This is a genomic window from Mesorhizobium sp. M0478 (genome assembly GCF_040321305.1).
In the GTDB taxonomy this organism is placed as follows: Bacteria; Pseudomonadota; Alphaproteobacteria; order Rhizobiales; family Rhizobiaceae; genus Mesorhizobium.
On sequence record NZ_JAMYRH010000006.1, the window covers coordinates 141,563 to 166,280 of the forward strand.

A 24,718-nucleotide genomic window follows, 5' to 3' on the forward strand; every position below is an offset into this window, starting at 1 on the left:
TCTTCAGTCCGACAGCGTCTTCAAAAACGCCACCAGCGCCGCGCGTTCGCGATCCGACAGTTGCAACGGGTGCACTTCGGAGGTGCCTTCAACGGCCGCCTCCGCCTTCGCGTAGTGCGCCACCACCTCCTCCAGCGAGGAAAACTGTCCGGCATGCATATAGGGCGGCCGCGTTGCCGCGCCCCGCAGCGACGGCGTCTTGTAGGCGCGCATCAGTTCGGGTGCTGCCTTGACGATGAAGCGCAGCTCGCCGCAGGCGCCGGCGTCGCCATCGCGGAAGGCGCCGAAGCAGTTGAATGGGTCGGCCTGAACCTGGGCCACCGCATCGAAACGGCCGCGATCCAATGGCAAATCCCTGACCGGCGGCACGCCGGTGTTGTGGAAAGCGTTGTCGGTGAAGCGCGGGCCGTTATGGCAGGTGACGCAATTGGCCTTGCCGATGAACAGTTTCAGCCCGAGCATCTCCTCCGGCGAAAAGGCATCGTCGGCTTTCGACTTGGCGCCTGACGCAAGATCGATGGCAAAGCGGTCAAAGCGTGTCTGTGCCGGTTCGATCGACCGTTCGAAGGCAGCGATCGCCTTGCCGATATTGGAAAAGACGCGGTTGACGCCCTCAGCCTGAGTTGGGGTCATCGCCTTCCATGCCGCCTGCTCGGCCTCGTTGCCAAGCGGGCTGGCGTTGGCCGGCACGGCGGAAAGATCCGGCAGTGGCCCGAAGATGCGCTCGTAGCGCGCACCAAAGCGCTTCTGGATGTAATGCGCGAAGGCCGCGCGGTTCCCCGCCTGCTCGAGCGGATTTTCCAGCGGCGTCAGCGCCTGCGCCCACAGGCTGTCGCGCCGTCCATCCCAGAAGAACCAAGGATTGCGGGCGATGCCGGCCAGCGGCATCGAGCGCCTGTTGGTGCGGCCGACACCGACGGATTGCGGCAGGTCATCCTGGAACTGCCGGTCGATCTTGTGGCAGGTCGAGCAGGATACGTTACCGTCGCGGCTCATGCCCTGGTCGAAGAACAGAGTGGAGCCCAAGGCGGCGGCGGCCGGCACGTCGGCGAACCGGTTGGTGGTGTCGGGTTTGAGCGCCGGCAAGGTGTTCAGCGCCAGCGAAGCGATGGTCTTCTTCTCGGCATCGGAAAAATCCGGTTTGCCGCAGCCGGCAACGAGCAAGACCGCCGCCAATGCCAGAAGGCGCAACAGGCGGTTCATCCGCTCACAGCACCACGTTGAAGACGACCGTGTCGGAACCGGCCGCCGCCGAAATGGCGAAGCGCAACTGCCACACGCCGCTCATGGTGAATTTCAGCCCCTCGATCCTGTAGCGCCCCTCGCCAAGATAATCGGTCGCCTGCGGACTGGTCGGCAAGCCGTGATTGTGCTGCGGCATGCCGCCGGACACCGAGATCGCCGCACCTTCCACGGAATCGCCCTTGACCGTCTTCAGGGTCAGCAACCAGGATTGCAGTTCGCCTTGCCGGATAACGCCGCGTTCCGGCTGAATGCTGGCGACAAACAAGCCGTTCGCCGTCTTCTTCGAGCGCGAAATATCCGGGCCCGGCGCCGACTGCGGCGCGGTCAGATAGACGATCGCCAATATGCCAGCCAGCAAGGCGGCCAGACCAACGCCCGCAAGAAGATAACGCCATATCGATGCCAAACCGGTTCCTCTTCTGGACATAACGTCTCGGGAAGCAATTCGCGTCCCGCCGCTTCTGTGGGAAAACGCTTCTGGCGCAAAAAACCGCCGCCGCCAAGCATGGCGCTGCCGGCCGCAAAAAGCTACAGCAGCGAACTGATCCGGAGACAGATACATGGCAGCAGACGGCGTCGCTTCGATCGGTGAATGCATGCTCGAACTGTCCGGCCAGGCCGGGCCGAACTGGCGCATGGGCTTTGCCGGCGACACGTTCAACACGCTGTGGGCGCTGCATGCGCTGAGCGGCGAGCGGCCGGCGACCTATGTCTCGGCCTTCGGCGACGATCCCTTCTCGCAGGGCCAGATTTCGTTCTTCGCCGAAAACGACATCGACATCGGCGCCAGCCCGGTCATCCCAGGCGCGCGGCCCGGCCTCTACGCCATCACCTTGACCGGCGCCGAACGCGCCTTCACCTACTGGCGCAGCGACGCGGCGGCCAGGCGGCTCGCCTCGGACCCGGCCGCCTTGGCAAAAAGCCTTGAAAACCAGGCTCTTGTGTATTTTTCCGGAATCACTTTGGCAATTCTGGATGCCGCCGCGCGCAAGACGTTGCTGGCGGAAGTGTCCAAGGCGCGGGCTGCCGGTTCGCTCGTCGCCTTCGACCCCAACTACCGGCCGCGCCTGTGGCAGAGCCGCGAGGAGGCGCAAGCCGCGATCCTCGACGCGCTTGCCATCACCGACATCGCGCTGCCGACCTTTCCCGACGAGCAGATGCTGTTTGGCGACACGGCATCGCAAGCGACCGCCGAGCGGTTCGGAAAACTGGTCGGCGAAGTCGTCGTCAAGAATGGCGAGGAACCCGCGCTGATCGCCACTGGCGGAGCCCTGCAGCCGGTTCCGGCCCAGCATGTCGCCACCCCGGTCGACACCACCGGCGCCGGCGATTCCTTCAATGGCGGCTATCTCGCCGCCCGGCTTGCCGGCCATGCCCCGGCGGATGCCGTGCAGCGCGCGCATCGCGTCGCCGCCGCTGTCGTGCAGGTGCGAGGCGCGCTGGCGCCGTTCGAGGTTCTAAGAACCGCTTTCGAGGGCTAAGACCTTAGGGAAGCCTGAAACGATATTCCGTCACCTGATGATAGATCTGGCCCGGCCACAGCGTGGCCTGCGGGAAATAGGGCCGGTTCGGCGCGTCGGGCCAGGTCTGCGCTTCCAGGCAAAAGCCGGAAAACGCCTTGTAGCGCCGTCCGTCCAGGCCGCCCGAGGTCGGCGCGACATACTGGCCGGTGTAAAGCTGCAGGCCCGGCTCGGTGGTCCAGACTTCCATCTCGACGCCGGAATTGGCGCCTTGCGCCCACGCCACCTGGTGAAGCGGGCCCCGGGCTGACGCCAGGCAGAAATTGACGTCGTAGGCAAGCTGCTCGCCTTCCGTTTCCATGCGCAGCGGCCGCGCCTGGCGGAAGTCGAAGGGCGTGCCGTCGACAGGTTTGACGACGCCGGTCGGGATCATCTCGCCATCGACAGGCGTATAGGCGCCGGCGTTCAGCATCAGCCGGTGGTCGAGAATGTCGCCAGCGCCGCCATCGTCGAGATTGAAATAGGAATGCTGCGCCAGATTGCACAGCGTCGGCTCCTCGCAAGTGGCGGTCAGTTCCATTGAGAGCGTGCCGGGGATCTTCAGCCGGTAGGTGCAGGTGACGTCGAGCGCGCCGGGAAAGCCCATCGTGCCCTCGGGATCGTGCAGGGTCAGCGTGACAAAATCCCGGCCGTGCAGCGAAACCGTCCACGGCCGGTGGAAGAAGCCCTCCGAGCCGCCATGCAGCGTGTGCTTGCCGAGGAAATTGCGCTCAGTCTGGTAGCGCTGGCCGGCAATGGTGAAGCGGCCGTCGCGGATGCGGTTGGCATAGCGGCCGACGACCGCGCCGAAGAAGGCCCGGTCGGTCTCGTAAGGTTCGAAGCGGTCGTAGCCCAGCACCAGCGGCGCGTCGTGACCGGCGAGCCGCAGATCCTGGATGATTGCGCCGAGCCCGATGATGTTGGCGCTGACGCCGCCGCCCCCGATGGTGAAACGGCGAACGGGTTCGCCTGCCTGCGTCGTGCCGAAGACTTCGCCGTCCTTCATCGCTATGTCCAAATGCTAATTCGTCGATCTATCGACTTAGAGCAATTCCAGGAAAAGTGTGAAACGGTTTTCCGTCCGGAATTGCAAAAAACAAAGAACTGGAGCGGTTCGGCGTTTCCGTGAAACGCTGAACCGCTCCAGTCCGGCTGAATGTCATCTGGCAGGGCCGGCCCGCGGCCTGCCCTGCCCGTCAATGATTTAGAGGCCGAGACCCCCGATGCAGACATATTTGGTGTCGAGGTAATCCTCGATGCCCTGGTGTCCGCCTTCCTTGCCGAGGCCCGATTCCTTGACGCCGCCGAACGGCGCTTCCGGCGTGGTGATCAGGCCTTCATTGACGCCGACCATGCCGTATTTCAGGCCTTCCATGACCCGGAAGGCGCGGCCGAGGTCGCCGGTGTAGAAATAGGCGGCAAGGCCGAACTCGGTGTCGTTGGCAAGCGCAATGGCTTCCTCTTCGGTCTCGAACTTGAACACCGGGGCGATCGGGCCAAAAATCTCTTCCTTCATGAAGCGCATGTCAGGCTTCGCATCGGCGATGACGGTCGGCTGGAAGAATGAGCCGCCAAGCGCGTGGCGCTTGCCGCCGGCAACGACCTTGCCACCCTTCGACGTGGCGTCGGCGATGAATTCCTCGACCTTCTCGACCGCCTTCACGTCGATCAGCGGTCCCTGCTGCACGCCCTCTTCCAGGCCCGAGCCAACTTTCAGCGCATTGCTCGCGGTGGCCAGCTTCTCGACAAACTTGTCGTAGATGCCGGCCTGCACCAGGAAGCGGTTGGTGCACACGCAGGTCTGGCCTGAATTGCGGTATTTGGCGGTGATGGCGCCGGCGACGGCGCGATCGAGGTCGGCATCGTCGAAGACGAGGAACGGCGCGTTGCCGCCGAGTTCCATCGAGACCTTCTTGACGGTGACGGACGACTTCTGGATCAGCAGCTTGCCGATCTCGGTCGAGCCGGTGAAGGTGATCTTCGAAACCAGCGGATTGGCGCAGATCTCGTCGCCGATTTCGCCGGCAGCACCCGTCAGGATGTTGATGACGCCCTTTGGGAAGCCGACCTCCTCGGCGAGCGCGCCCCATGCAAGGCCGGAATACGGCGTCTGCGAGGCCGGCTTGACCACGGCGGTGCAGCCGGCGGCAAGCGCGGGGCCAAGCTTGCGGGCAAGCATCGAGGAGGGGAAATTCCACGGCGTGATGGCGGCAATGACGCCGACCGGCTCCTTGGTCACCAGGATGCGGCGATCGCCCCATGGCGATGGCACGACATCGCCATAGGTGCGGCGGCCTTCCTCGGCAAACCACATGATATAGGCGGCGGCCGAACCGATCTCGCCCTTGGATTCGGCGAGCGACTTGCCCTGCTCGATGGTGAGCAGTTCGGCCAGCACATCCTGATTGTCCATCATCGCGTCATGCAGCTTGCGCAACAGCTTCGAGCGCTCAAGCGCGGTCGTCTTGCGCCAGGTCTTGAAGGCTTCGCTTGCGGCTTCGATGGCGCGGCGGGTTTCCGCCTTGCCCGACTTCGGCACGGTGCCGATCTTGAGACCGGTGGCCGGGTTGTTGACGTCGACCGTCTGGCCGCTGTCGGCCTGCACCCATTCGCCGTTGATGAGATTGGCCTGGCGCATGAAATGGCTGGTTTTCTGCAGCATGGTCTAGCCTCCGTTCGGCGCACTGACGGGCCGGTTTCCTGGATCTCTTGAACGAGCGTGCACAATGGCGGCGGAGCCGACACGCTGAAGCCACTGCTCTTTACCTAGGGCAAGCCCGGCAAGCAATTGCAAGATGGCATATAGGCTTTGGGCCAGCCCAACGCCAGAGAAAATTCACATGTAAATTAGTTTGGGCCGCAGCCTTGTCAAAGACCAGCCTTGCCAAAGACCAGCCTTACAGAAGACCAAGCCTACCCAAAGACATGCACCACCACCGTCAGCCAAAAGGCGGTTGTAACAACCGCGCTTGCCGTGGCGATGGTCATCTGGTTCGACGCCAGCGCCTGGCCGGTGTTGAACTGCACGGCGATGAGATAGGAATTGATGCCGGACGGCAGCGCCGCCACCACGACCGCCACTTTGGCCGTCAAGGGCGGCAGGCCAAACAGCCAGACCAGGCCGAGCACCAGCGCCGGCATCAGGAACAGTTTCAGCGTCGACAGCGTCAGCGCCGGTCGGATGTTACCGGAAATGCCGAAACGGCGCAGGCTGAGCCCCATGGCGAACAGCGCCACCGGCCCGGCGGTGTTAGCCAGCGCATCGACCAGCCGCGTCGCAAGGTTCGGCAGCGGCGCGCCGGTGAGGCGCCATGCCAGCCCGGCCAGGATGCCGATGATCAGCGGGTTCGTGAACAGTCTTCTCAGAAAGCTCTGGATGATGCGCAGCGGGTGTACGGGCTCGCTGCCGCCGCGGCCAAATATCTCGAACATGATGATCGAAGCCATCATCATGGTCGGCAGGTGCACGGAAACGAGCAGCGACAGCACTTCGAATCCGCTGGACCCGAATACGCCGAGAACGAAGGGAATGCCCAGCAACACCACATTCGAGAAGGATGACGACACTCCACCGACGATGCCGGTGCGCGCGTCCCGCCCAAAGATCCGTGTCGTCACCAGATGGCCGGCGGCCCATGTCATTGCAACCGCCGCGAAATAAGCACCCCACAGCGACCAGGGCGCCACGCCGTGGAAATCCGAATTCACCATCGTCCGAAACAGCAGCAGCGGCATCGCGACGTTGATGGCGAATTCGGAGATGCCGTCCCCGCTGGCCGGTTTCAGATAGCCGGTGAGCCCGGTGACATAGCCGAGCGCGACGAGGCTGAAGACGAAAAGAACGGTTTCGGTGAGCGGAGACATTTTTCAGGGATAGGCGAGCCCGGATTCCAGCGCAATCGCCATGATCTTCAGAAACTGATCCTCGATCCGCCCGGCGCCTGAATTTGATCATGGTCGGGTGGCAGCGCTATACAGGCTTGGGATCATCAGGGCGGACATACAGCGAATGGTTGCGACGCCGAAACAGCGTCATTTCAGACAGGAGTGGCTGGTCAGACAAGTGTGGCTGGTCAGACAGGGGTGGCTGGCGGCTTTCGTCGCTATACTGCTTTGCCTTGGCGTATCTGTGGCCCAGGCCGCCGAGACCAAAAGTCTCAAGGGCGTGGCGCTGATCATCGGCCAGTCGAAATACGAACACATCGCAGCCCTTGCCAACCCGGCCAACGACGCCCGCGACATGGCCAAGATGCTGACCGACCTCGGCTTCGACGCCCGCAACGTCACCGATCGCGATGCCGCCAAGCTGAAGCGCGATCTCGATCGCTTCGTCGAGGACGCCGAAGGCGCCGACGTAGCCTTCATCTATTATTCCGGCCACGGCATCGAGGCGGGCGGCGAGAACTATCTGGTGCCGGTCGACGCCGACGTCTCGTCGCTGAAAAATGCCGGTGAGGCGCTGGTGCCGATTTCAGCCGTCATGGACGAGCTGAAAAGGGCCGTGCCGGTGACGATCGTGCTGCTTGACGCCTGCCGCACCAACCCGTTTCCGCCGGAGGCGGTCGTGCGCCGCGGGCCGACGGCTTCCGCCGAGCCTGTGGGCGCCGGCGGGCTGGAACCGGTGCGCGGCGCAAAAGCCCTCGCCGATGCCTCATTGGATAATGCCAGCCTGGGAACCGTGGTCGGCTTCGCCGCTGAGCCGGGCCGACCCGCACTTGATGGCGCCTCCGGCGAAAACAGCCCCTACGCCGCCGCCCTGCTGCGCCACCTCACCGCGATGAAAGGCACGGAATTCGGCTCGGTCATGCGCATGGTCACCGAGGAGGTCTATCTCGACACCAAGGCAAAGCAGCGACCTTGGGTCAGCGAGAGTCTGCGTCGCCTGCTCTATTTCGGCGTCGCGCCGCCGGAACCGACCGGCGACGACGGGCTGATCACCGGTGAGCGGCGGCAATTGCTGCTGACCATTTCCGACCTGCCCGATCCCAAACGGGCTCAGGTGGAGTTGGCTTCTCTGCAGGACGGCGTGCCCCTTGACGCGCTCTACGGCGTGCTCAAGGCGCTCGGCACGGAAAAGATCCCTGAGGATCCGAACGACCTGCAGAAGGTGCTGGACAGCCAGGCCGAGCGTCTGAAGAAGATGATGGCCGAGCGCGCCGCATTACGCACCGACGATCCCGAGATCAGTCGCCTGGTCGCATCCGCCGACAAGGCCATAGGCCAGGGCGCCATGGTGACGGCGCGCAAATTCCTCGACGACGCGGTCGGCCGGATCGAGGAAAACAGCGGTGCGGTCGACGAGGCCGAGGACCTGCTCCGGCAAAAGCGCATCGCCGACGCCGCCATCTATGCCAAACGCGCCGACGCCGCCGCGCTGGTCTTCGACTACAAATCCGCCGCCAACGACTATGCCAAGGCGTATTCGTTGGTCGAGAAGTGGGACGAAAAGCTGCGCTGGAACTACAAGAACCAGGAGGCCGAGGCGTTGAACGCTCATGGCTACGCCACCGGCGACCTCGATGCGCTGCAGCACTCCATCGAGGCCTATCGCACCATCTTGAACTTCATCCCCAACGGCGAACAGAATCGCGACTGGGCAATCACCCGCAACAACATGGCGGTGGTGCTGCAGACCATTGGAGAGCGCGAAACCGAGACTGCGCATCTCGAAGAAGCAGCGGTGATTTTCCGCGATTCGCTGGTGGTGTTCGAGCGCGAGAAGGACGACCGCAACTGGGCCGCGGCGCAGAACAACCTGGCCAACGTGCTTCTGAAGATCGGCGAACGCGAGAGCGACCCGCAGCGTCTCAATGAGGCGGTGGCGGCGACGCGCGCCACCCTTGAGAAGCGTCCGCGCGACAAGCTGCCGTTGGACTGGGCCGGTTCGCAGAACAATCTAGGCCTCGCGCTCTATGCACTCTCCGAGCGTGAGCCTGCCGGCGAGCATCTCACCCAGGCGGAAGCAGCCTACCGGCTGGCGCTTGAGGAATACACACGCGAGAAAGCACCCGTGGAATGGGCGATGGTCGAGAACAATCTCGGCAACACGCTTGTAACGCTTGGCATCCAGCTCAACGACAAGGCGAAGATCAACGAGGCGGCCGACGCGTTTCGCGCCGCGCTGGAAGTGCGAACCCGCGAAACTTTCCCGGTGTCCTGGGCGACCAGCCGCCTCAACCTGGGCAATGCGCTGAGCGGTATCGCCCGCTTCGATATGGGCACGGCTACGCTCGAAGAAGCTGCTGCTGCCTATGACGACGCTCTGACGGTGTTTACCCGCAAGCGCTTCCCGATGGACTGGGCGTCAGCCCAGAACAATCTCGGCTCGATCTATCAGACGCTGGGCCAGCGCACCCGTGATGCGGCCAAGCTGGAACAGTCGGCGGCAGCCTTCCAGGCGGCACGGCAGGTCTATGTCAGGCGGAAGTTCCCGCAGGACTGGGCGATGAGCTACTACAATCTCGGCAACACGCTGCAGCTTCTCGGCGGCGTCACCGACAAGCCCGAGCATTACAGCGAGGCGGTCGACGCCTACGGCAATGCGTTGCGCGAGTACAAGCGCGAGACCAACCCGCGGCAATGGGCAATGGCCCAGGCCGGCCTGGGCTCGACGCTGCACTGGTTGAGCATGAGCAATGGCGATGCCAAGACGCTGCAGGATTCGATTGCGGCGCGGCGGGCAGCGCTCGAAATACTCACCATCGAGGCCGCGCCGGTCGACTGGGCCAACGCTCAAAATGGCATCGGTATGAGCCTGCTCAATCTCGGCAATCTCCAGCGGACCGACAAATATCTCAACGACGCCGAAGCGGCGTTCACGGCGGCGCTGAAGGTGTTTACGCGCGAAAGTCAGCCGCTGCAGTGGGCCTTCGAGCAGAACAATATCGGCGACGTCCACTGGAACCGCGCCAGCTATGGCGCGGGCAAGCCGGAATATCTCAAGGCGATCGAATTCTTCGAGAACGCCAAGCAGGGCTTCACCGAAGCCGGCTACACGATCCCTATCCCGCTCACCGATCAGAAGATCGAGCTGGCGAAGAAGCAAATGGCGAAAATGTGAAGCGAACCGAGGGTTCGCCTTTCGCTTGTCTTTGTGCCGGCTTTCCGATCCCTATATCAGAATGACCGGAGCCGGCATCCGGCTCCCGGAAAGGTTTCGATGATTCGATTTGTGCTGTCGCTGTTCCTGCTTGCTGTTCCCGCCGTCGCCCACGCGACCGACGCCGGCTGGGCGCTGCTGCGTGACGGCGGCCATGTCGTGCTGCTTCGCCACGCACTGGTCACCGGCACCACCGACCCCGCCAATTTCGTCATCGACAACTGTGCCACCCAGGTCAATCTATCGGCGCGCGGCAAGCAGCAGGCGAGCAAGATCGGCGCGCTGTTCGGCGCCCGCGCCGCCCCCATCGAGCGGGTGCTGTCCAGCCGCTATTGCCGCTGCCTCGACACTGCCCGCATCGCCTTCGAAGCGGAGCCGGAGCTTTTTGCGCCGCTCGACCTCCTGAGGAGCGATCCGACCGAGAAGGCCGCGCAGCTCGACGCGGTGATGAAGGAAATCCGCGCCTACACCGGTTCCGACAATCTGGTCATGGTCACGCATCTCGAAAACATCGTCGCGCTGACCGGCGTCTCGCCGCGCGAGGGCGAAGCGGTGGTGGTCGAGCCGCAGGGCGATGGCTTGCGCGTGCTCGGCCGCGTCACGTTCTGAGAGAGCCAGTGGTCAAGCTCCGTGAAAACTAAGCTGACGTAACGTCAACTGGAAGGGCCACCGGCTTGTCGGGCGGCCCTTCTTGTCTTCACGGGAGAGCCATCCCATCTGCGCCCCGCGCATCAGGCCTTTTCCTGCCGGGAAAAACCGATTAGACAGCGCCCAAACCAGATGCGGACAGATTCCGCCCGCAACCGAAGGAAGAGCCCTTGTCCACCACGTTCGACAAAGTCGCCAAGATCATTGCCGACACCAGCGAGATCGATATCGACACCATCACTCCCGAGAGCCACACGATCGACGATCTCGGCATCGACAGTCTCGATTTCCTCGATATCGTCTTTGCCATCGACAAAGAATTCGGCATCAAGGTGCCGCTGGAAAAGTGGACCCAGGAAGTCAATGACGGCAAGGCTTCGACCGACGATTACTTCGTCATGAAGAACCTGTGCGCCAAGATCGACGCGCTGGTCGCCGCCAAGACCGCCTGATATCGGCTGGCGCGCGGCCTTGACGGGCTGCGCCGCCTGACCCACAAAGCCGCTCATGAGCAGCCCTCGCGACGTCGTCATCACCGGTATCGGCCTTGTCTCCTCGCTGGGAGAGGGTCCGGATACCCACTGGCAGAAGCTGGCGCAGCCCGGCCTGCAGCCGGTGCTCGAATCCGCGCGCTTTGCGCCCTACACCGTGCATCCACTGCCGGAGATCGACTGGAACCTGCAGATCGCCAAGCGAGGCGACCAGCGGCAGATGGAAACATGGCAGCGGCTCGGCACCTATGCCGCCGGCATGGCGCTGGACGACGCCGGCATCAAGGGCAATGACGAGCTCTGCACGACCATGGACATGGTTGTCGCTGCCGGCGGCGGCGAGCGAGACGAGGCGGTCGATGCCGCCATCCTCGCCGCGTCCGAGAGCCGCAACGACCGCGACGTGCTGCTCAACGAGAAGCTGACCACCGAATTGCGGCCGACGCTTTTCCTGGCCCAGCTCTCCAATCTGCTCGCCGGCAACATCTCCATCGTCCACAAGGTGACGGGATCGTCGAGGACCTTCATGGGCGAGGAAGGTGCCGGCGTCGCCGCCGTCGAGACCGCCGCGGCGCGCATCCGCTCCGGACAGTCGACCCACATACTGGTAGGTGGCGCCTTCCAGACCGAACATTCCGACATGCTGCTCGGCTATGAATTGGCCGGCTATCTGCATCGCGGCCCATGGAAGCCGGTCTGGCAGAGACAGGGCGCCGAGGGCGGCGGCCTGGTCTCCGGCTCCGGCGGCGCGTTCCTGGTGCTGGAGCAGCGCGAACACGCGCAAAGCCGCGGCCGCAAAATCTATGCCGAGCTCGGACCGGTCGTCTCAGGCCGCGCCCGGCGTTCGCGCGGCGAGCTTGACGCCGAGATCGCGACACTGCTCAAACAGGCAACTCTCCCGAACGGCAAGTTGCTGGCCCTGTCGGGCGCATCCGGGGCGCATACCGCAACGTCAGCCGAAAAGGCAGCGCTGGATGCCAATCCGGCGATATCGGCGCGCGGCTTCGCGACGCTGACCGGGCATATGAAGGAAGCGCAGTTTCCATTCGCGGTCGCCCTCGCCGCCCTGGCCGTCGACCGCAAGGCCGCCTACCCCGTTTTCGACGCCGCGGCCGAGAAGCCGTTCGAAGGCATTCCCGAAACCGTGCTCGCAACGGCAATCGGCTATCACCAATTCGAGGGCATGGCGCTGGTCAACGCTGCTTGAAGCAGCGCTGCGCGATCATGCTGCAAAGTTAAGAGGTTCCGGATGGCCAATCTCAGAGATCACATGGGCAGGCCGATCGTCGCCGTCACCGGCATCGGCGTGGTAACCTCGCTCGGCATCGGCAAGGCAGACAATTGGGCGGCACTGACCTCCGGCAAATCGGGCATCCACCCGATCACCCGCTTTCCCGTCGACCACCTCAACACCCGCATCTCCGGCATGGTCGATTTCCTCGACTCAAGCTCGAAAGGCGCCAGCCTGCTGACCTACGAACTGGCCGAAACCGCCGCGAATGAGGCGGTGGCCGAATCCGGCCTCGATTCCTCTGATTTCGGTGGCCCGCTCTTCCTCGCCTCGCCGCCGGTCGAACTCGACTGGCACGACCGCTTCGCGCTCTACAATTCCGACGGCAAAGGCGCCGGCGCCGAAAGGCTGCTCAGGGTGGCGCGCGGGCTGAAGGAAACAGATAGGTTCGCAAGCACGCAGTTCGGCGCGATCGCCGACCGGCTGGCCGACCGCTTTGGCACGCGCGGCCTGCCGATCACGCTGTCGACGGCCTGCGCTTCGGGCGCCACCGCCATCCAGCTCGGCGTCGAAGCGATCCGCCGCGGCGAATGCGACCGGGCGCTGTCGATCGGCGCCGACGGTTCGGCAACCGCCGAGGCGCTGATCCGCTTTTCGCTGCTCTCGGCGCTGTCGACCCACAATGACATCCCTGAAAAGGCGTCAAAACCCTTCTCCAAGGACCGCGACGGCTTTGTGCTGGCGGAAGGCTCCGGCGCTCTGGTGCTGGAATCGCTTGAGGCAGCCCTTGCCCGGGGCGCCAGCGTTCTCGGCATCCTGCGCGGCTGCGGTGAAAAGGCCGACGATTTCCATCGCACCCGTTCCAAGCCCGACGGTTCGCCGGCGATCGCAGCAGTCCGCGCCGCCCTTGCGGATGCCGGCCTGAGCAAGGACGAGATCGACTACGTCAACGCTCACGGCACCTCGACGCCGGAAAACGACAAGATGGAGCATCTGTCGCTGTCGACCGTGTTCGGCGATCGCATCGGCTCGATGCCGGTCTCGTCCAACAAGTCGATGATCGGCCACACGCTGTCGGCGGCCGGCGCCGTCGAAGCAGCGTTTTCGCTGATGACCATGCTCGAAAGCGTCATTCCGCCGACCATCAACTACGACAATCCCGACCCGGCAATCGTGCTCGACGTGGTGCCCAACAAGAAGCGCAATGCCGAAGTCGGCACCGTGCTGTCGAACTCGTTCGGCTTCGGCGGCCAGAACACCTGCCTTGTCATGGCGCGGGAACCGGTCTAAGCGACCTTTTTCAGCCAGACTGAACTGACAGGCCCCATGCGCGCACTGCAACTTATCGAGGACCGCCGTCTTGAAACGGTGGACCTGCCGCCCCCGCCGCCCCCCGCATTGGGCGAAGTCACGCTGCGCATCAAGGCGGTGGCGCTGAACCATATCGACGTCTGGGGCTGGCGCGGCATGGCCTTCGCCAAGCGCAAGCTGCCGCTGGTCGTCGGCGCCGAAGCCTCCGGCGAGGTCGAGGCTGTCGGCCCCGGCGTCTCCAGCCTGCTGCCCGGACAATTGGTGTCGATCTACGGCGCGCGCACCTGCGGCCTTTGCCGCGCCTGCCGCGAAGGCCGTGACAATCTCTGCGAAAATGTCTCGGGCGTCCACGGCTTCCATCTCGACGGCTTTGCCCAGGAGAAGATCAACCTGCCGGCGCGCCTGCTGGTCCCTGCTCCTCCCGGCGTGACCGATGTCGGCGCGGCTGTCGCCCCCGTCACCTTCGGCACCGTCGAGCACATGCTGTTCGACAATGCCAAGCTGCAGCCCGGCGAAACCATCCTCATCCATGCCGGCGGCTCCGGCATCGGCTCGGCGGCGATCCAGCTGGCCAAGCGCATGGGTTGCACCATCATCACCACGGTCGGTTCCAACGACAAGATCGACAAGGCCAAGGCGCTCGGCGCCGACCATGTCATCAACTACCGCGACGATCGTTTCGAAGGCGTCGTGCGCAAGCTCACCAGGAAGAAGGGCGTCGACGTCGTCTTCGAACATGTCGGCGCCGACACCTTTGCCGCCTCGATGCTGTGCCTCAAGCGCGGCGGCCGCCTGGTCACCTGCGGCTCGACCTCCGGCGTGTCGACGCAGATCAATCTGATGCAGCTGTTCCAGCAGCAGCTGAAGCTGCTTGGGTCCTTCGGCTGCCGCATGGAGAACATGGCCAACGCCATGCAGAAGATGGCGGCGGGACAGGTAGCACCTGTTATCGACACCGAGGTCGGCTTCGACGGCATCGACGCCGCGCTGAAGCGCATGGAAGGCCGCGACGTGTTCGGCAAGATCATCCTGCGCGTTTCTTAGGACTATGGTCGGCAAGGTGTTCAAGAAAGCCCGCCGGGACTTCATGTTCCGCTATGGCCGAAGACTGCGCCAGATGGAGCACTGGCTGGTGGCGCGCCTGGCGATGACGATCATCTCGCTGCTGCGCCTCTTGCCCGCGGACAGGGCGCTCAATTTCGTCGACCGGGCGGCACGCCGCATCGGTCCGCGCGTCGGGCGCCACCGCGTCGCCGTCAACAATCTGCGCCTTGCCTATCCCGAAAAGAGCGATGCCGAGATCGAGGCCATCGCCTCCGACATGTGGGGCAACATGGCCCGGCTCGCCGCCGAATACATCTTTCTTGACGCGCTCTTCGACTATGATCCGAACGCAGCGACGCCCGGCCGCGTCGAAGTTGGCGGCGCCGATCATTTCCATCAGATAGCTGGCGAGGACAAACCGCATATCCTGTTCACCGGCCATCTCGGCAATTTTGAATTGCTGCCGGTGGCTGCCGCGACGTTCGGCATGAAGATCACCGCGCTGTTTCGTCCGCCGAACAATCCCTACCTCGCCGATTATATCCATTCGACGCGGCGTTCGAGCATGGGCGCCTTGCTGCCGTCTTCGACCGGCGCCTCCTTCGCGTTGGCGTCGATTCTGGAGAAAGGCGGCAATATCGGCGTTTTGGTCGACCAGAAATTCTCCAGCGGACTGGAGACGATCTTCTTTAATCGCCCATGCCAGAGCAATCCGGTTCTGGGCATGCTCGCCCGTCACTATGATTGCGACGTCTATCCGGCGCGATGTGTGCGGCTGCCTGGCAACCGCTTCCGCCTCGAGATCGAGGACAAGCTGACCTTGCCGCGCAATGAAAGCGGCAGCGTCGATGTCGCGGCCACCACCCAACTGCTCGCCAACGTGGTCGAGCGCTGGGTGCGCGAGGATCCGGGACAGTGGATGTGGTTCCACAAAAGGTGGGAAATCTCAGGCCGGCGTCGCCGCCGGCGCGGACAGGCCAACGCCACCGGCCAGGGGCAGCGTCAATCTTAAGTCGTCGAAAGCCTCAGTTCGTCACAACGATCCGCGTATTGCCGAAGCCGACTTCGCGCACCATCGCATAGAACATCGCGGCATTGGCGGTGTGCAGCCGCACGCAGCCATGCGATGCCGGACGCCCTAGCTGCCTGACCGCGCCGGTGCCGTGGATGGCGTAGCCGCCATGGAAGAACACCGAGTAAGGCATTGGCGACATGTGGTATTTTTTCGAATACCACATCCGCGCCGTGCGTTGCGGCCGATAGGTGCCGCGCGGCGTGAAATAGCCGCTGCGCGCGGTCGACACGCTCCAGCGATAAAGCACCTGGCCGTATTGGCTGACGGTCATGGTCTGCGACGAGACGTCGATGCTGGCCACCAGCGAGGCAGCCCTGCTTTCGATGGACGTGCCGAACAGCATCGCAGCAAAAGCAGCTGCCATGAGAACGATTTTAGTCATGAGATCAAACCCCTTTGATGCCCCTTGCCTGCCCTGTCATCACGCGGTTTTTCATCTTTTTAACGACAGGTGAGTGATCTAACACACACTCCTTGATAAATTCGCCAATCTAAAGCAGCGAATTTGAACGATTTTCCCGCCATAGTTGCCGCTGCGACACGAAGTTTCGGCGCCAGTGGCGCGATGCTTGCAAAACCACCCCCTTGCCTGCTCAAATCCGGGAATGAACGAACGACTCTTCAAAGCGATAGACGCCCGTGTTGATGACCTGGTCGCACTGACCGCCGACCTGATCCGCTTCCCGACCATCAACCCGCCTGGCGAAGCCTATCGCCCCTGCGCCGAATATATCGGTGCGCGCCTAGGCAGGCTTGGCTTCGAAACCGAATTCATCCGCGCCGCAGGCACGCCCGGCGACACCGACCGCTATCCCCGCGTCAATGTCGTCGCCCGCTTCGACGGCCGCTCGCCTGGAGCCTGTGTCCATTTCAACTCGCACATCGATGTGGTCGAAGCCGGCGAGGGCTGGAGCGTCGATCCCTTTGCCGGCGTGGTGAAGGACGGCAAGGTCTACGGGCGCGGCGCCTGCGACATGAAAGGGGGCATGGCCGCCTCGATCATCGCGGCGGAAGCCTTCATGGAGGTATTCCCCGACTTTCCTGGCGCCATCGAAATCTCCGGCACCGTCGATGAAGAGTCCGGCGGCTTCGGCGGCGTCGCCCATCTGGCGAAGCTTGGCTATTTCTCGAAACCCAAGGTCGACCACGTCATCATCCCCGAGCCGCTGAACAAGGACCGCATCTGTCTTGGCCATCGCGGCGTCTGGTGGGCGGAGATCGAGACCAAGGGCGAGATCGCGCATGGCTCGATGCCGTTCCTCGGCGACAATGCCGTGCGCCACATGGGCGCCGTGCTGCAGGCCTTCGAGGATGAACTGTTTCCGGCGCTCGACCGCAAGGTGACGCGCATGCCTGTCGTGCCCGAAGGCGCAAAGCGCTCGACCATGAACATCAACTCGATCCATGGCGGCCAGACCGAGGATTTCCGCCCCGGCCTGCCCTCACCCAACGTGCCCGACGCCTGCCGGCTGACCATCGACCGCCGCTTCCTGCTCGAGGAGGACCTTGCCACGGTCAAGAGCGAGGTGACCGATATCCTCGACCGGCTGAAACGCGGGCGCAATAAGTTCGACTACGAGATTCGCGACCTGATGGAGGTGCTGCCGCTGATGACCGAGCGCGATGCGCCAGTGGTCAAGGCGGTGGCGCAAGGCATCATGGCGATCTTCGACCGCGAGCCGGATTATGTCATTTCACCAGGTACTTACGACCAGAAACACATCGCCCGCATCGGCCACATCTATGATTGCATCGCCTATGGCCCGGGCATTTTGGACCTCGCCCACCGGCCCGACGAATGGGTCGGTATCTCTGATATGGTGGAGTCGGCCAAGGTGATGGCGATCGGGCTGAATGTGCTGCTCAGGGGCACGGCCGCGGACTGAACCATCGGCTTCGCTGAAAAAACATTCCTCCCCGCGCCGCTGCGGAGCACGAAACGCAATTTACTCCACCTCGAAATCACGCTTCTATCGCATCAGGGTTCGAGCATTTGGGAGTTGCACGATGAAATTGTGGAAAACCATTCTTGCCGCCACGGTGCTGGCACTGGCCGGCAGTCAGGCATTTGCCGCACGCACCGACCTGGTGATCGGCATTCCGCTCGAGCCGCCGCATCTCGATCCGACCGCCGGTGCTGCCGCGGCGATCGACGAAGTGCTCTACGCCAACGTCTTCGAGGGCCTGACCCGCATCGGCCCGAATGGCGAAGTGCTGCCCGACCTCGCCGAGAGCTGGGCCATTTCCGACGACGGCAAGGTCTACACCTTCAAGCTGCACACCGGCGTCAAATTCCATGACGGCAGCGACTTCGACGCCGGGGACGTGAAGTTCTCGCTCGACCGCGCCCGCGCCGACAATTCCGTAAACGCGCAAAAGGCCCTGTTCGCCGCCATCGATACGGTCGAAGTCGTCGGTCCGGCAACGGTCAAGGTGACGCTGAAGAACCCGCAGGGGTCGTTCCTCTATAATCTGGGCTGGGGCGACGCGGTGATCGTGGCGCCGGAGAGCGCCGACACCAACAAGGAAAAGCCCATCGGCACCGGCCCGTTCAAATTCCAGAGCTGGGCCAAGGGCTCGTCGATCACGCTGGTGAAATCGGACACTTACTGGGGCGCCCCGGTGTTCCTCGACAAGGCCGAGTTCCGCATCGTTCCCGACGCCGCTGCCGCCGTGCCGGCGCTGCTCTCCGGCGACATCCAGGCTTTCCCTTTCTTCGATCCCGACAGCGTCGCGCAGGTCAAGGACGATCCGCGCTTCAAGGTGGTGATCGGCTCGACTGAGGGCGAGACCATTCTGGCGATCAACAACAAGAAGCCGCCTTTCGACAAGCTCGAGGTGCGGCAGGCAATTGCCTTCGCGCTCGACCGCAAGGCGATCATCGACGGCGCCTCGGCCGGCCTCGGCGTGCCGATCGGCTCGCACATGTCGCCCGCCAGCAAGGCCTATGTCGACCTCACCGGCCTCTATCCGCACAATGTCGAGAAGGCCAAGGAGTTGCTGAAGCAGGCCGGCTTCGAAAACGGCATCAAGGCGACGCTGAAACTGCCGCCGCCCTCCTATGCGCGGCTTGGCGGCGAGATCATCGCCTCGCAGCTGCGCGATGTCGGCATCGACCTCGAAATCATCCCGGTCGAATGGGCGCAGTGGCTGGACCAGGTGTTCACCAAGAAGGATTACGACCTGACCATCGTCTCTCACACGGAGCCCAACGACATCGATATCTACTCGCGCAAGGATTATTACTTCAACTACGACAATCCGGCCTTCGACAAGATCATCGCCGAGCTGAACCTCACCTCCGACGACGCCAAGCGCAACACGCTGCTCGGCGAAGCACAGAAGATCCTGGCCGACGACGCCGTGGTCGGCTTCCTCTATGAACTGCCGAAGGTCGGCGTCTGGGACGCCAAGCTGCAGGGCCTGTGGGAGAATGCGCCGATCCAGGCGAATGATCTGACCAAGGTGAAGTGGACGGATTGAGGCGGCGGGCCAAAGGGCGGCGTTTGCGCTCCGTCACACCCCCCTCTGCCCTGCCGGGCATCTCCCCCGCAAGGGGGGAGATCGGGCTATCATCTCCGCTTTCGCCTATCGCGAACGTTGAACGCTGGTCGACGACACAGAAACTGCTGATCTCCCCCCTTGCGGGGGGTGAGGAGTGGTCCGCGCAGCGGACGGAAAGCCAACTGCTTGGCTTTCCGAACAACGAACGCCCGAAGCGACAGCGAAGGGCCGGGTCCGGCAGGACAGAGGGGGGTGTGACAGAACGCTGCCTTTGCTCAGTCATCGCACTTGGCAACGCACCATTCCCTCCACCATGACCGCCTACCTCCTCCAACGCCTCGCCATTGCCGTCGCAACCTTGATCCTGGCCTCGATGGTCGTCTTCGCCGTGCTCGAAATCCTGCCCGGCGACCCGGCGCGGCTGATGCTGGGCCTCAACGCCAGCGCCGAGCAGGTCGAACTCCTGCGCAACCAGATGGGCCTCAACGCGCCGCTTCTCCTGCGCTACCTCCACTGGGTCGGCGGTCTGCTCAGCCTCGATTTCGGCCGCTCCTACACTTATTCAGTGCCGGTCATCGACCTTGTACGCGAGCGCATGGCGGTTTCCCTGCCGCTGGCGCTGATCGCGCTGGCGCTGTCGACCATCATTGCCATCCCGGTCGGGCTCTATTCCGCCAGCCGGCGCGGGCGGGCCGGTGACACGATCGCCATGGGCGCCGCCCAGCTCGGCGTCGCCATCCCGAACTTCTGGTTCGCGCTGATGCTGATCTACCTCTTTGCCGTCTGGCTGCGGCTGGTGCCGGCCGGCGGCTTTCCCGGCTGGAGCGCCGGCGCCTGGCCGGCGCTGAAATCGCTGCTGCTGCCGGCCGTAGCACTTGCGCTGCCGCAGGCCGCGATCCTGGCGCGCGTTGCCCGCTCCGCGCTGCTCGAGGTGCTGAACGAGGATTATATCCGCACCGCCCGCGCCAAGGGCCTGCCCTATCGCGCCGTGCTGTGGCGGCACGCGCTGCGCAACGCGATGATCCCGGTTCTGACCATTCTGGGCCTGCAATTCGCCTTCCTGCTCGCCGGCACCATCATCATCGAGAACGTCTTTTATCTCCCCGGCCTCGGACGGCTGGTGTTCCAGGCGATCACTCAGCGCGACCTGATCGTCGTCGAAAGCATCGTCATGCTGCTGGTCGTCGCCGTCATTGCCGTCAACCTCGTCGTCGACGTCTCCTACGCCATCGTCGATCCGCGCCTTCGAGGCCGGCAATGACGCTGCACATCGACATCCCGCAGGAGACGTTGGGCAGCATTCTGGCCAAGGCCTTCCGCAACCGCTCCTTCCTCATCGGCTTCGCCATCACGGTGCTGGTGGCTGCAATCGCGGTCATCTCCTACGTCTGGACGCCCTACGACGTGACCAAACTGGTGATCTCGGACAAGACGCTGGCGCCTTCTTCGGCGCACTGGTTCGGCACCGATCATTTCGGCCGCGACATCCTGTCGATGATCATGGTCGGCGCCCGCAACTCGATTGCCGTGGCGCTGGTCGCGGTCGGCATCGGCATGGGCGTCGGCGTGCCGCTCGGCGCCTTCGCCGCGGCGCGCGGCGGGTTTGTCGACGAGGCGCTGATGCGGCTGAACGACCTCGTCTTCGCCTTCCCGGCGCTGCTGTCGGCGATCATGATCACCGCCATCTTCGGACCGGGCGCAATCAACGCCATCATCGCCATCGGCATCTTCAACATCCCGGTGTTTGCGCGCGTCGCCCGCGCCGGCGCGCTGGCGATCTGGCCACGCGAGTTCATTCTCGCCGCGCGCGCCGCCGGCAAGAGCAAGACGCAGATTACAATCGAGCACGTGCTGCCCAACATCGCCACGCTGCTTCTGGTGCAAGGCACCATCCAGTTCGCGCTCGGCATTTTGGCCGAAGCCGGTCTCTCCTATGTCGGCCTCGGCGCCCAGCCGCCAATGCCGAGCTGGGGCCGCATGCTGTTCGACGCCCAGACGCGCATGGTGGTGGCGCCGTGGATGGCCATCTTCCCCGGCATGGCCATCGTCATCACCGTGCTTGGGCTCAATCTGCTCGGCGACGGCATCGCCGACATACTCGACCCGAAATCGCGGCGGCAGCGATGAGCCTGCTGCAGATCGAGAACCTGTCGCTGGCGGTCGGCGACACGCCGATCCTCAAAGGGGTCGACCTCTCCGTCGCGCCCGGCGAGGTGATGGGCCTGGTCGGCGAATCCGGTTCCGGCAAATCGATGACGGCGCTGACCATCATGCAGCTTCTGCCGCATGCGGCGCGCGCCACCGGCCGCGTGACCTTCGACGGCATCGATATTCTGGCCGCAACCGAGGACCAGATGTGCGCGCTGCGTGGGGACGACATCGGCATGGTGTTCCAGGAGCCGATGACGGCGCTCAACCCGGTCAAGACCATCGGCGAGCAGGTCGCCGAAGGCATACGCTGGCACACTAGGGCAAGCCGTGCCGACGCCGAAGACCGCGCGCGCAAAATGCTCGACCGCGTTGGCCTGCCGGAGGCCAAATTCCCGCTGTCGCGCTATCCGCACGAACTGTCGGGCGGCCAGCGCCAGCGCGTCGTCATCGCCATTGCCTGCGCATTGAAACCCAAGCTGCTCATCGCCGACGAGCCGACCACGGCGCTCGACGTGGTGCTGCAGGCGCAGATCCTCGACCTCTTGCGCGGCCTTGTCAGCGAAAACCGAATGGGCCTGCTGTTGATCTCGCACGATCTCGCGGTCGTCACCGAAATGGCCGACCGCATCACCATCCTGCGCCATGGCGAGGTGATGGAAGCCGGCGACACCGCACGCACGCTGTCGGAACAGCTGCATCCCTACACGCGCCAGCTGGCGCTGGCCTCCATGCACGTGCCCGCGCGCGCCAAGGTTCACGCCGCCGGCCAGGGCAAACCGCTGCTTGAGGTCGAAGGCGTGACACGGGACTATCCGGGCCGGCGCACCTCCCTGTTCAAGTCAGCGGCTCCGATCCGCGCCGTCGACGACGTGTCCTTGTCGCTGGCGCCGGGCCAATCGGTGGCGCTGGTCGGCCGCTCCGGCTGCGGCAAGTCAACGCTTGCCCGCATGATCCTGGCGCTCGACAAATCGACATCGGGAACGATCCGCTTTCGCGGCGAGACCATAACCGGCAAAAGCGAGGCGGAGCTCAAAGCCGCGCGGCGCGACATGCAGGTCGTGTTCCAGGATCCCTACGGCTCTTTCGACCCGCGCCAGAAGGTCGTAAAACTGGTCGCCGAGCCGCTGCATGTACTGGAGACGAAGCCGACACCGGCTGAGCGGCGCGAGATGGTGGCGCATGCGCTGCACGAGGTCGGCCTCGGCACCAGCGACATGGACAAATATCCGCATGAGTTTTCCGGCGGCCAGCGCCAGCGCCTGTCGATCGCCCGCGCCATCATCACCAGGCCGAAGCTGGTCGTCGCCGACGAGCCGGTCTCGGCGCTCGACGTCTCGATCCGCGCCCAGATCCTCGATCTGTTCGCAGAGCTCAACCAGAAGCTCGGCATCGGCTATCTCTTCATCACCCACGATTTGACCGTCGCCCGCGCCATCACCGATGAGGTGCTGGTCATGCATGACGGCAGGATCGTCGAGCGCGGCAAGACCGGTGACGTGCTCGATCATCCGCAGTCGGAGGCGGCCAGGGCGCTGGTCGCGGCTGCGCCCGATCTGCATCGGGCGATCGCTCACCGTATGCAGGAACAGGGGTAAGTGACCGGTTCGCGCAGCGAATTCATCGTGCCAGTGGCACGATGAAAGGTCACAAACGCTGGGACGCTGCGAAGCAGCGGGGACCCGGCTGGGCGGCCGTTGCCCCTGGTCTGCCTCACTCCTCCGGCTTCACCACATCGACCGGGCTGATGTCGAGCAAATCGAGCGTGCGGCGCAACAGCCGCACTTCGCTCTCGGCCAGTTTGGAATCGGCTTTGGCGATCTCCGCCATGTGGAGCGCCAGCAACTTGCGCCGTTCGACATCGAGATCGCGGAACAGCGCAATGGCTTGCGAACCGTTGGTTTCGTAGCCGAAATCATTGAGATATTCGATGACCGCGTCGATGCTGCTTTCCGGGATGCCGAAGGCGTCCTTGCAGATGCGCCGGAAGGCGACCATCTCGCTCTCCGAAACCGAGCCGTCGGCCAGGATCATGCGAAACAGCATCAAGAGTTCCGCCGACAGCACAGGGTCGTCGGCAACCTTGCGCACGCCGGGGTCACCATCGAAGATCGAGCGTATCTGGTCGAGCAATGCCATCGCCAACAGTGTCCCTTTCCCGAGCCCGCCCAGCGCACATGACCCAAAACTGCGCCGCGGTATTGGGATAATGACATGCACCACAGGAAATCCAAGCGCAACGCGCTTGGATGGACGTAGCGCGGAATCGGCCTTGCGCAAACCGGATGGCCATGAGAAGGCGCGGCACCACCTTTCCCGCCGGAATGTTCAGAAAATCCCGATGCTCGACCTCGCCACCCAGACCGTCATCATGCTTGCCTTGGCCGCTTTTGCAGCCGGCTTTGTCGATTCGATAGCCGGCGGCGGCGGGCTGATCACCATCCCGGCCCTGCTGCTTGCCGGCTTCCCGCCGGTCGCAGCACTTGGAACCAACAAGCTGCAGGGCATTTTCGGCACCGCTTCGGCGACCATCCACTACGCCATGAATGGCCATGTCGATCTGCGCCGACAGCTGCCATCGGCGCTTCTGGCCCTTGCCGGCAGTGCCGTCGGCGCCTTGCTGGCGGCATTCGTGCCGGGTGATCTCCTGCGAGCGCTGCTGCCGCTGCTTTTGATCGCCATCGCGATCTACTTCGCCGTGAAACCCAACATGAACGATGTCGACCGCGCCGAGCGCCTGTCGCACTTCCTGTTCGGGCTGGTCATCGCCCCTTTGGTCGGCTTCTATGACGGGCTGTTCGGGCCGGGAGCCGGCTCCTTCTATATGCTGGCCTTCGTCAGCCTTGCCGGCTTCGGCGTGCTCAAGGCGACGGCACACACCAAGCTGCTCAATTTCGCCTCCAACATTGGCGGCTTCATCGTCTTTGCCGTCGCCGGCGTCGTCTACTGGAAGATCGGGCTGATGATGGGCGTCGCCCAGTTCCTCGGCGCCCGGCTCGGCGCCAGCCTTGCCATCCGCATCGGCGCCCGGCTGATCAAGCCGCTGCTGGTGATCATCTGCCTGTCGCTGGCGGTGAAGCTGCTGGCCGACCCGGCGAACCCATTGCGCCAGCTGATTGGTGTATAAGCCTCACGCCTGATAGAGTGCCGTTGTACGAATCATGTTGGAGGGACCACACATGAATCTTAGTGCACCCACTCAGCTTGTTTTCATCATATCCCTAGTTATCGCCATCATCGGCGTGCTCGCCGCGCTTGGCGTTCTTGCGTTCATTCCTCTGGCTGCGGTGTGGATTGTCCTCATCGCATACATCGTGCTTGCCGCCGCCTGCCTGATGCGCGGCGCCTAGGCACCCGCGACTTCTGCATTCGAAGCGCCCGGTCAAAGCCGGGCGCTTTTGCTTTGGATGCATGGTCTGTTAG

Annotated in this window: 22 protein-coding genes; 15 read left to right on the forward strand and 7 right to left on the reverse strand. The window is 63.8% G+C overall.

What is annotated here, in order from left to right:
• Positions 1-3: 3 nt before the first annotated feature.
• Both NKI64_RS16600 and NKI64_RS16605 read right to left on the reverse strand, forming a co-directional pair.
• On the reverse strand, positions 4-1,203 hold the full coding sequence (locus NKI64_RS16600; protein WP_352668814.1) for a cytochrome-c peroxidase: 1,200 nt from the start codon (positions 1,201-1,203) through the stop codon (positions 4-6).
• Positions 1,204-1,207: 4 nt separating this feature from the next.
• The gene (locus tag NKI64_RS16605; protein ID WP_023688156.1) at positions 1,208-1,651 is read right to left on the reverse strand and encodes a FixH family protein; all 444 of its coding nucleotides are present in this window, start codon (positions 1,649-1,651) and stop codon (positions 1,208-1,210) included.
• Between the two features lie 154 nt (positions 1,652-1,805).
• On the opposite strand from NKI64_RS16605, the gene NKI64_RS16610 reads away from it, so the two are divergent.
• On the forward strand, positions 1,806-2,726 hold the full coding sequence (locus tag NKI64_RS16610; protein WP_352668818.1) for a sugar kinase: 921 nt from the start codon (positions 1,806-1,808) through the stop codon (positions 2,724-2,726).
• A 4-nt stretch (positions 2,727-2,730) separates the two neighbouring features.
• Here NKI64_RS16610 and NKI64_RS16615 read toward each other — a convergent pair whose 3' ends face one another.
• The 3 genes from NKI64_RS16615 to NKI64_RS16625 all read right to left on the reverse strand — a co-directional run bounded on the left by NKI64_RS16615 (position 2,731) and on the right by NKI64_RS16625 (position 6,608).
• Positions 2,731-3,756 (reverse strand): aldose epimerase family protein, encoded by a 1,026-nt coding sequence (locus tag NKI64_RS16615; RefSeq protein ID WP_352668962.1) that lies wholly within the window; start codon positions 3,754-3,756, stop codon positions 2,731-2,733.
• Between the two features lie 192 nt (positions 3,757-3,948).
• Complete coding sequence (locus tag NKI64_RS16620; RefSeq protein WP_023707861.1) at positions 3,949-5,406, reverse strand: NAD-dependent succinate-semialdehyde dehydrogenase; 1,458 nt, start codon at positions 5,404-5,406, stop codon at positions 3,949-3,951.
• Positions 5,407-5,657: 251 nt separating this feature from the next.
• Positions 5,658-6,608, reverse strand: coding sequence for an AEC family transporter (locus tag NKI64_RS16625; RefSeq protein ID WP_352668820.1), 951 nt, complete (start codon positions 6,606-6,608; stop codon positions 5,658-5,660).
• Positions 6,609-6,753: 145 nt separating this feature from the next.
• Between NKI64_RS16625 and NKI64_RS16630 the strand changes: the two genes are divergently transcribed.
• The 7 genes from NKI64_RS16630 (at position 6,754) to NKI64_RS16660 (ending at position 15,580) form a co-directional block, all read left to right on the forward strand.
• The gene (locus NKI64_RS16630) at positions 6,754-9,804 is read left to right on the forward strand and encodes a caspase family protein (protein ID WP_352668822.1); all 3,051 of its coding nucleotides are present in this window, start codon (positions 6,754-6,756) and stop codon (positions 9,802-9,804) included.
• Between the two features lie 99 nt (positions 9,805-9,903).
• Positions 9,904-10,452 carry a histidine phosphatase family protein gene (locus tag NKI64_RS16635; protein ID WP_023670442.1) on the forward strand — a complete coding sequence of 183 codons (549 nt, stop codon included), beginning with the start codon at positions 9,904-9,906 and terminating at the stop codon, positions 10,450-10,452.
• A gap of 209 nt (positions 10,453-10,661) precedes the next feature.
• Entirely contained in the window at positions 10,662-10,943 is a 282-nt protein-coding gene (locus NKI64_RS16640; protein ID WP_010909964.1) for an acyl carrier protein, read from the forward strand.
• Between the two features lie 55 nt (positions 10,944-10,998).
• Entirely contained in the window at positions 10,999-12,189 is a 1,191-nt protein-coding gene (locus tag NKI64_RS16645; protein WP_023833824.1) for a beta-ketoacyl-ACP synthase, read from the forward strand.
• 42 nt (positions 12,190-12,231) lie between these two features.
• Entirely contained in the window at positions 12,232-13,503 is a 1,272-nt protein-coding gene (locus NKI64_RS16650) for a beta-ketoacyl-ACP synthase (protein ID WP_352518703.1), read from the forward strand.
• 36 nt (positions 13,504-13,539) lie between these two features.
• Positions 13,540-14,568, forward strand: a complete 1,029-nt coding sequence (locus NKI64_RS16655; protein WP_027050309.1) for a zinc-binding dehydrogenase — start codon at positions 13,540-13,542, stop codon at positions 14,566-14,568.
• 4 nt (positions 14,569-14,572) lie between these two features.
• The gene (locus tag NKI64_RS16660; RefSeq protein ID WP_027050308.1) at positions 14,573-15,580 is read left to right on the forward strand and encodes a lipid A biosynthesis lauroyl acyltransferase; all 1,008 of its coding nucleotides are present in this window, start codon (positions 14,573-14,575) and stop codon (positions 15,578-15,580) included.
• Positions 15,581-15,593: 13 nt separating this feature from the next.
• Here the strand turns inward: NKI64_RS16660 and NKI64_RS16665 are convergent, their stop codons facing one another.
• Entirely contained in the window at positions 15,594-16,025 is a 432-nt protein-coding gene (locus NKI64_RS16665) for a L,D-transpeptidase (protein WP_023681747.1), read from the reverse strand.
• 223 nt (positions 16,026-16,248) lie between these two features.
• Here NKI64_RS16665 and NKI64_RS16670 point away from each other — a divergent pair, with 223 nt between their 5' ends.
• From NKI64_RS16670 to NKI64_RS16690, 5 genes are all read left to right on the forward strand, one after another.
• Entirely contained in the window at positions 16,249-17,529 is a 1,281-nt protein-coding gene (locus tag NKI64_RS16670; RefSeq protein WP_027050307.1) for an acetylornithine deacetylase/succinyl-diaminopimelate desuccinylase family protein, read from the forward strand.
• A 121-nt stretch (positions 17,530-17,650) separates the two neighbouring features.
• A complete protein-coding gene (locus NKI64_RS16675; protein WP_027050306.1) occupies positions 17,651-19,126 on the forward strand; it encodes an ABC transporter substrate-binding protein in 1,476 nt (491 codons plus the stop codon).
• Between the two features lie 334 nt (positions 19,127-19,460).
• Positions 19,461-20,408 (forward strand): ABC transporter permease, encoded by a 948-nt coding sequence (locus tag NKI64_RS16680; RefSeq protein ID WP_352668827.1) that lies wholly within the window; start codon positions 19,461-19,463, stop codon positions 20,406-20,408.
• Positions 20,405-21,274, forward strand: a complete 870-nt coding sequence (locus NKI64_RS16685; protein ID WP_023670433.1) for an ABC transporter permease — start codon at positions 20,405-20,407, stop codon at positions 21,272-21,274. Before NKI64_RS16680 ends, NKI64_RS16685 begins: the two co-directional genes overlap by 4 nt.
• Entirely contained in the window at positions 21,271-22,893 is a 1,623-nt protein-coding gene (locus tag NKI64_RS16690; protein ID WP_352668829.1) for an ABC transporter ATP-binding protein, read from the forward strand. The genes NKI64_RS16685 and NKI64_RS16690 overlap by 4 nt, the downstream gene beginning before the upstream one ends.
• A 115-nt stretch (positions 22,894-23,008) precedes the next feature.
• Here the strand turns inward: NKI64_RS16690 and NKI64_RS16695 are convergent, their stop codons facing one another.
• On the reverse strand, positions 23,009-23,440 hold the full coding sequence (locus tag NKI64_RS16695; protein ID WP_352652009.1) for a TerB family tellurite resistance protein: 432 nt from the start codon (positions 23,438-23,440) through the stop codon (positions 23,009-23,011).
• Between the two features lie 196 nt (positions 23,441-23,636).
• Between NKI64_RS16695 and NKI64_RS16700 the strand changes: the two genes are divergently transcribed.
• Together NKI64_RS16700 and NKI64_RS16705 are read left to right on the forward strand one after the other, a co-directional pair.
• Positions 23,637-24,422 (forward strand): TSUP family transporter, encoded by a 786-nt coding sequence (locus NKI64_RS16700; protein WP_023707858.1) that lies wholly within the window; start codon positions 23,637-23,639, stop codon positions 24,420-24,422.
• 52 nt (positions 24,423-24,474) lie between these two features.
• The gene (locus tag NKI64_RS16705; RefSeq protein WP_023670429.1) at positions 24,475-24,645 is read left to right on the forward strand and encodes a hypothetical protein; all 171 of its coding nucleotides are present in this window, start codon (positions 24,475-24,477) and stop codon (positions 24,643-24,645) included.
• Positions 24,646-24,718: the final 73 nt, after the last annotated feature.

Coding starts and splice junctions, on each gene's coding strand:
- NKI64_RS16625 (WP_352668820.1), bottom strand. CDS start 6,608: ATGTCTCCGCTCACCGAAACCGTTCTTTTCGTCTTCAGCCTCGTCGCG.
- NKI64_RS16675 (WP_027050306.1), top strand. CDS start 17,651: ATGAAATTGTGGAAAACCATTCTTGCCGCCACGGTGCTGGCACTGGCC.
- NKI64_RS16645 (WP_023833824.1), top strand. CDS start 10,999: ATGAGCAGCCCTCGCGACGTCGTCATCACCGGTATCGGCCTTGTCTCC.
- NKI64_RS16660 (WP_027050308.1), top strand. CDS start 14,573: ATGGTCGGCAAGGTGTTCAAGAAAGCCCGCCGGGACTTCATGTTCCGC.
- NKI64_RS16700 (WP_023707858.1), top strand. CDS start 23,637: ATGCTCGACCTCGCCACCCAGACCGTCATCATGCTTGCCTTGGCCGCT.
- NKI64_RS16635 (WP_023670442.1), top strand. CDS start 9,904: ATGATTCGATTTGTGCTGTCGCTGTTCCTGCTTGCTGTTCCCGCCGTC.
- NKI64_RS16685 (WP_023670433.1), top strand. CDS start 20,405: ATGACGCTGCACATCGACATCCCGCAGGAGACGTTGGGCAGCATTCTG.
- NKI64_RS16600 (WP_352668814.1), bottom strand. CDS start 1,203: ATGAACCGCCTGTTGCGCCTTCTGGCATTGGCGGCGGTCTTGCTCGTT.
- NKI64_RS16705 (WP_023670429.1), top strand. CDS start 24,475: ATGAATCTTAGTGCACCCACTCAGCTTGTTTTCATCATATCCCTAGTT.
- NKI64_RS16630 (WP_352668822.1), top strand. CDS start 6,754: ATGGTTGCGACGCCGAAACAGCGTCATTTCAGACAGGAGTGGCTGGTC.
- NKI64_RS16620 (WP_023707861.1), bottom strand. CDS start 5,406: ATGCTGCAGAAAACCAGCCATTTCATGCGCCAGGCCAATCTCATCAAC.
- NKI64_RS16690 (WP_352668829.1), top strand. CDS start 21,271: ATGAGCCTGCTGCAGATCGAGAACCTGTCGCTGGCGGTCGGCGACACG.
- NKI64_RS16650 (WP_352518703.1), top strand. CDS start 12,232: ATGGCCAATCTCAGAGATCACATGGGCAGGCCGATCGTCGCCGTCACC.
- NKI64_RS16670 (WP_027050307.1), top strand. CDS start 16,249: ATGAACGAACGACTCTTCAAAGCGATAGACGCCCGTGTTGATGACCTG.
- NKI64_RS16665 (WP_023681747.1), bottom strand. CDS start 16,025: ATGACTAAAATCGTTCTCATGGCAGCTGCTTTTGCTGCGATGCTGTTC.
- NKI64_RS16610 (WP_352668818.1), top strand. CDS start 1,806: ATGGCAGCAGACGGCGTCGCTTCGATCGGTGAATGCATGCTCGAACTG.
- NKI64_RS16655 (WP_027050309.1), top strand. CDS start 13,540: ATGCGCGCACTGCAACTTATCGAGGACCGCCGTCTTGAAACGGTGGAC.
- NKI64_RS16680 (WP_352668827.1), top strand. CDS start 19,461: ATGACCGCCTACCTCCTCCAACGCCTCGCCATTGCCGTCGCAACCTTG.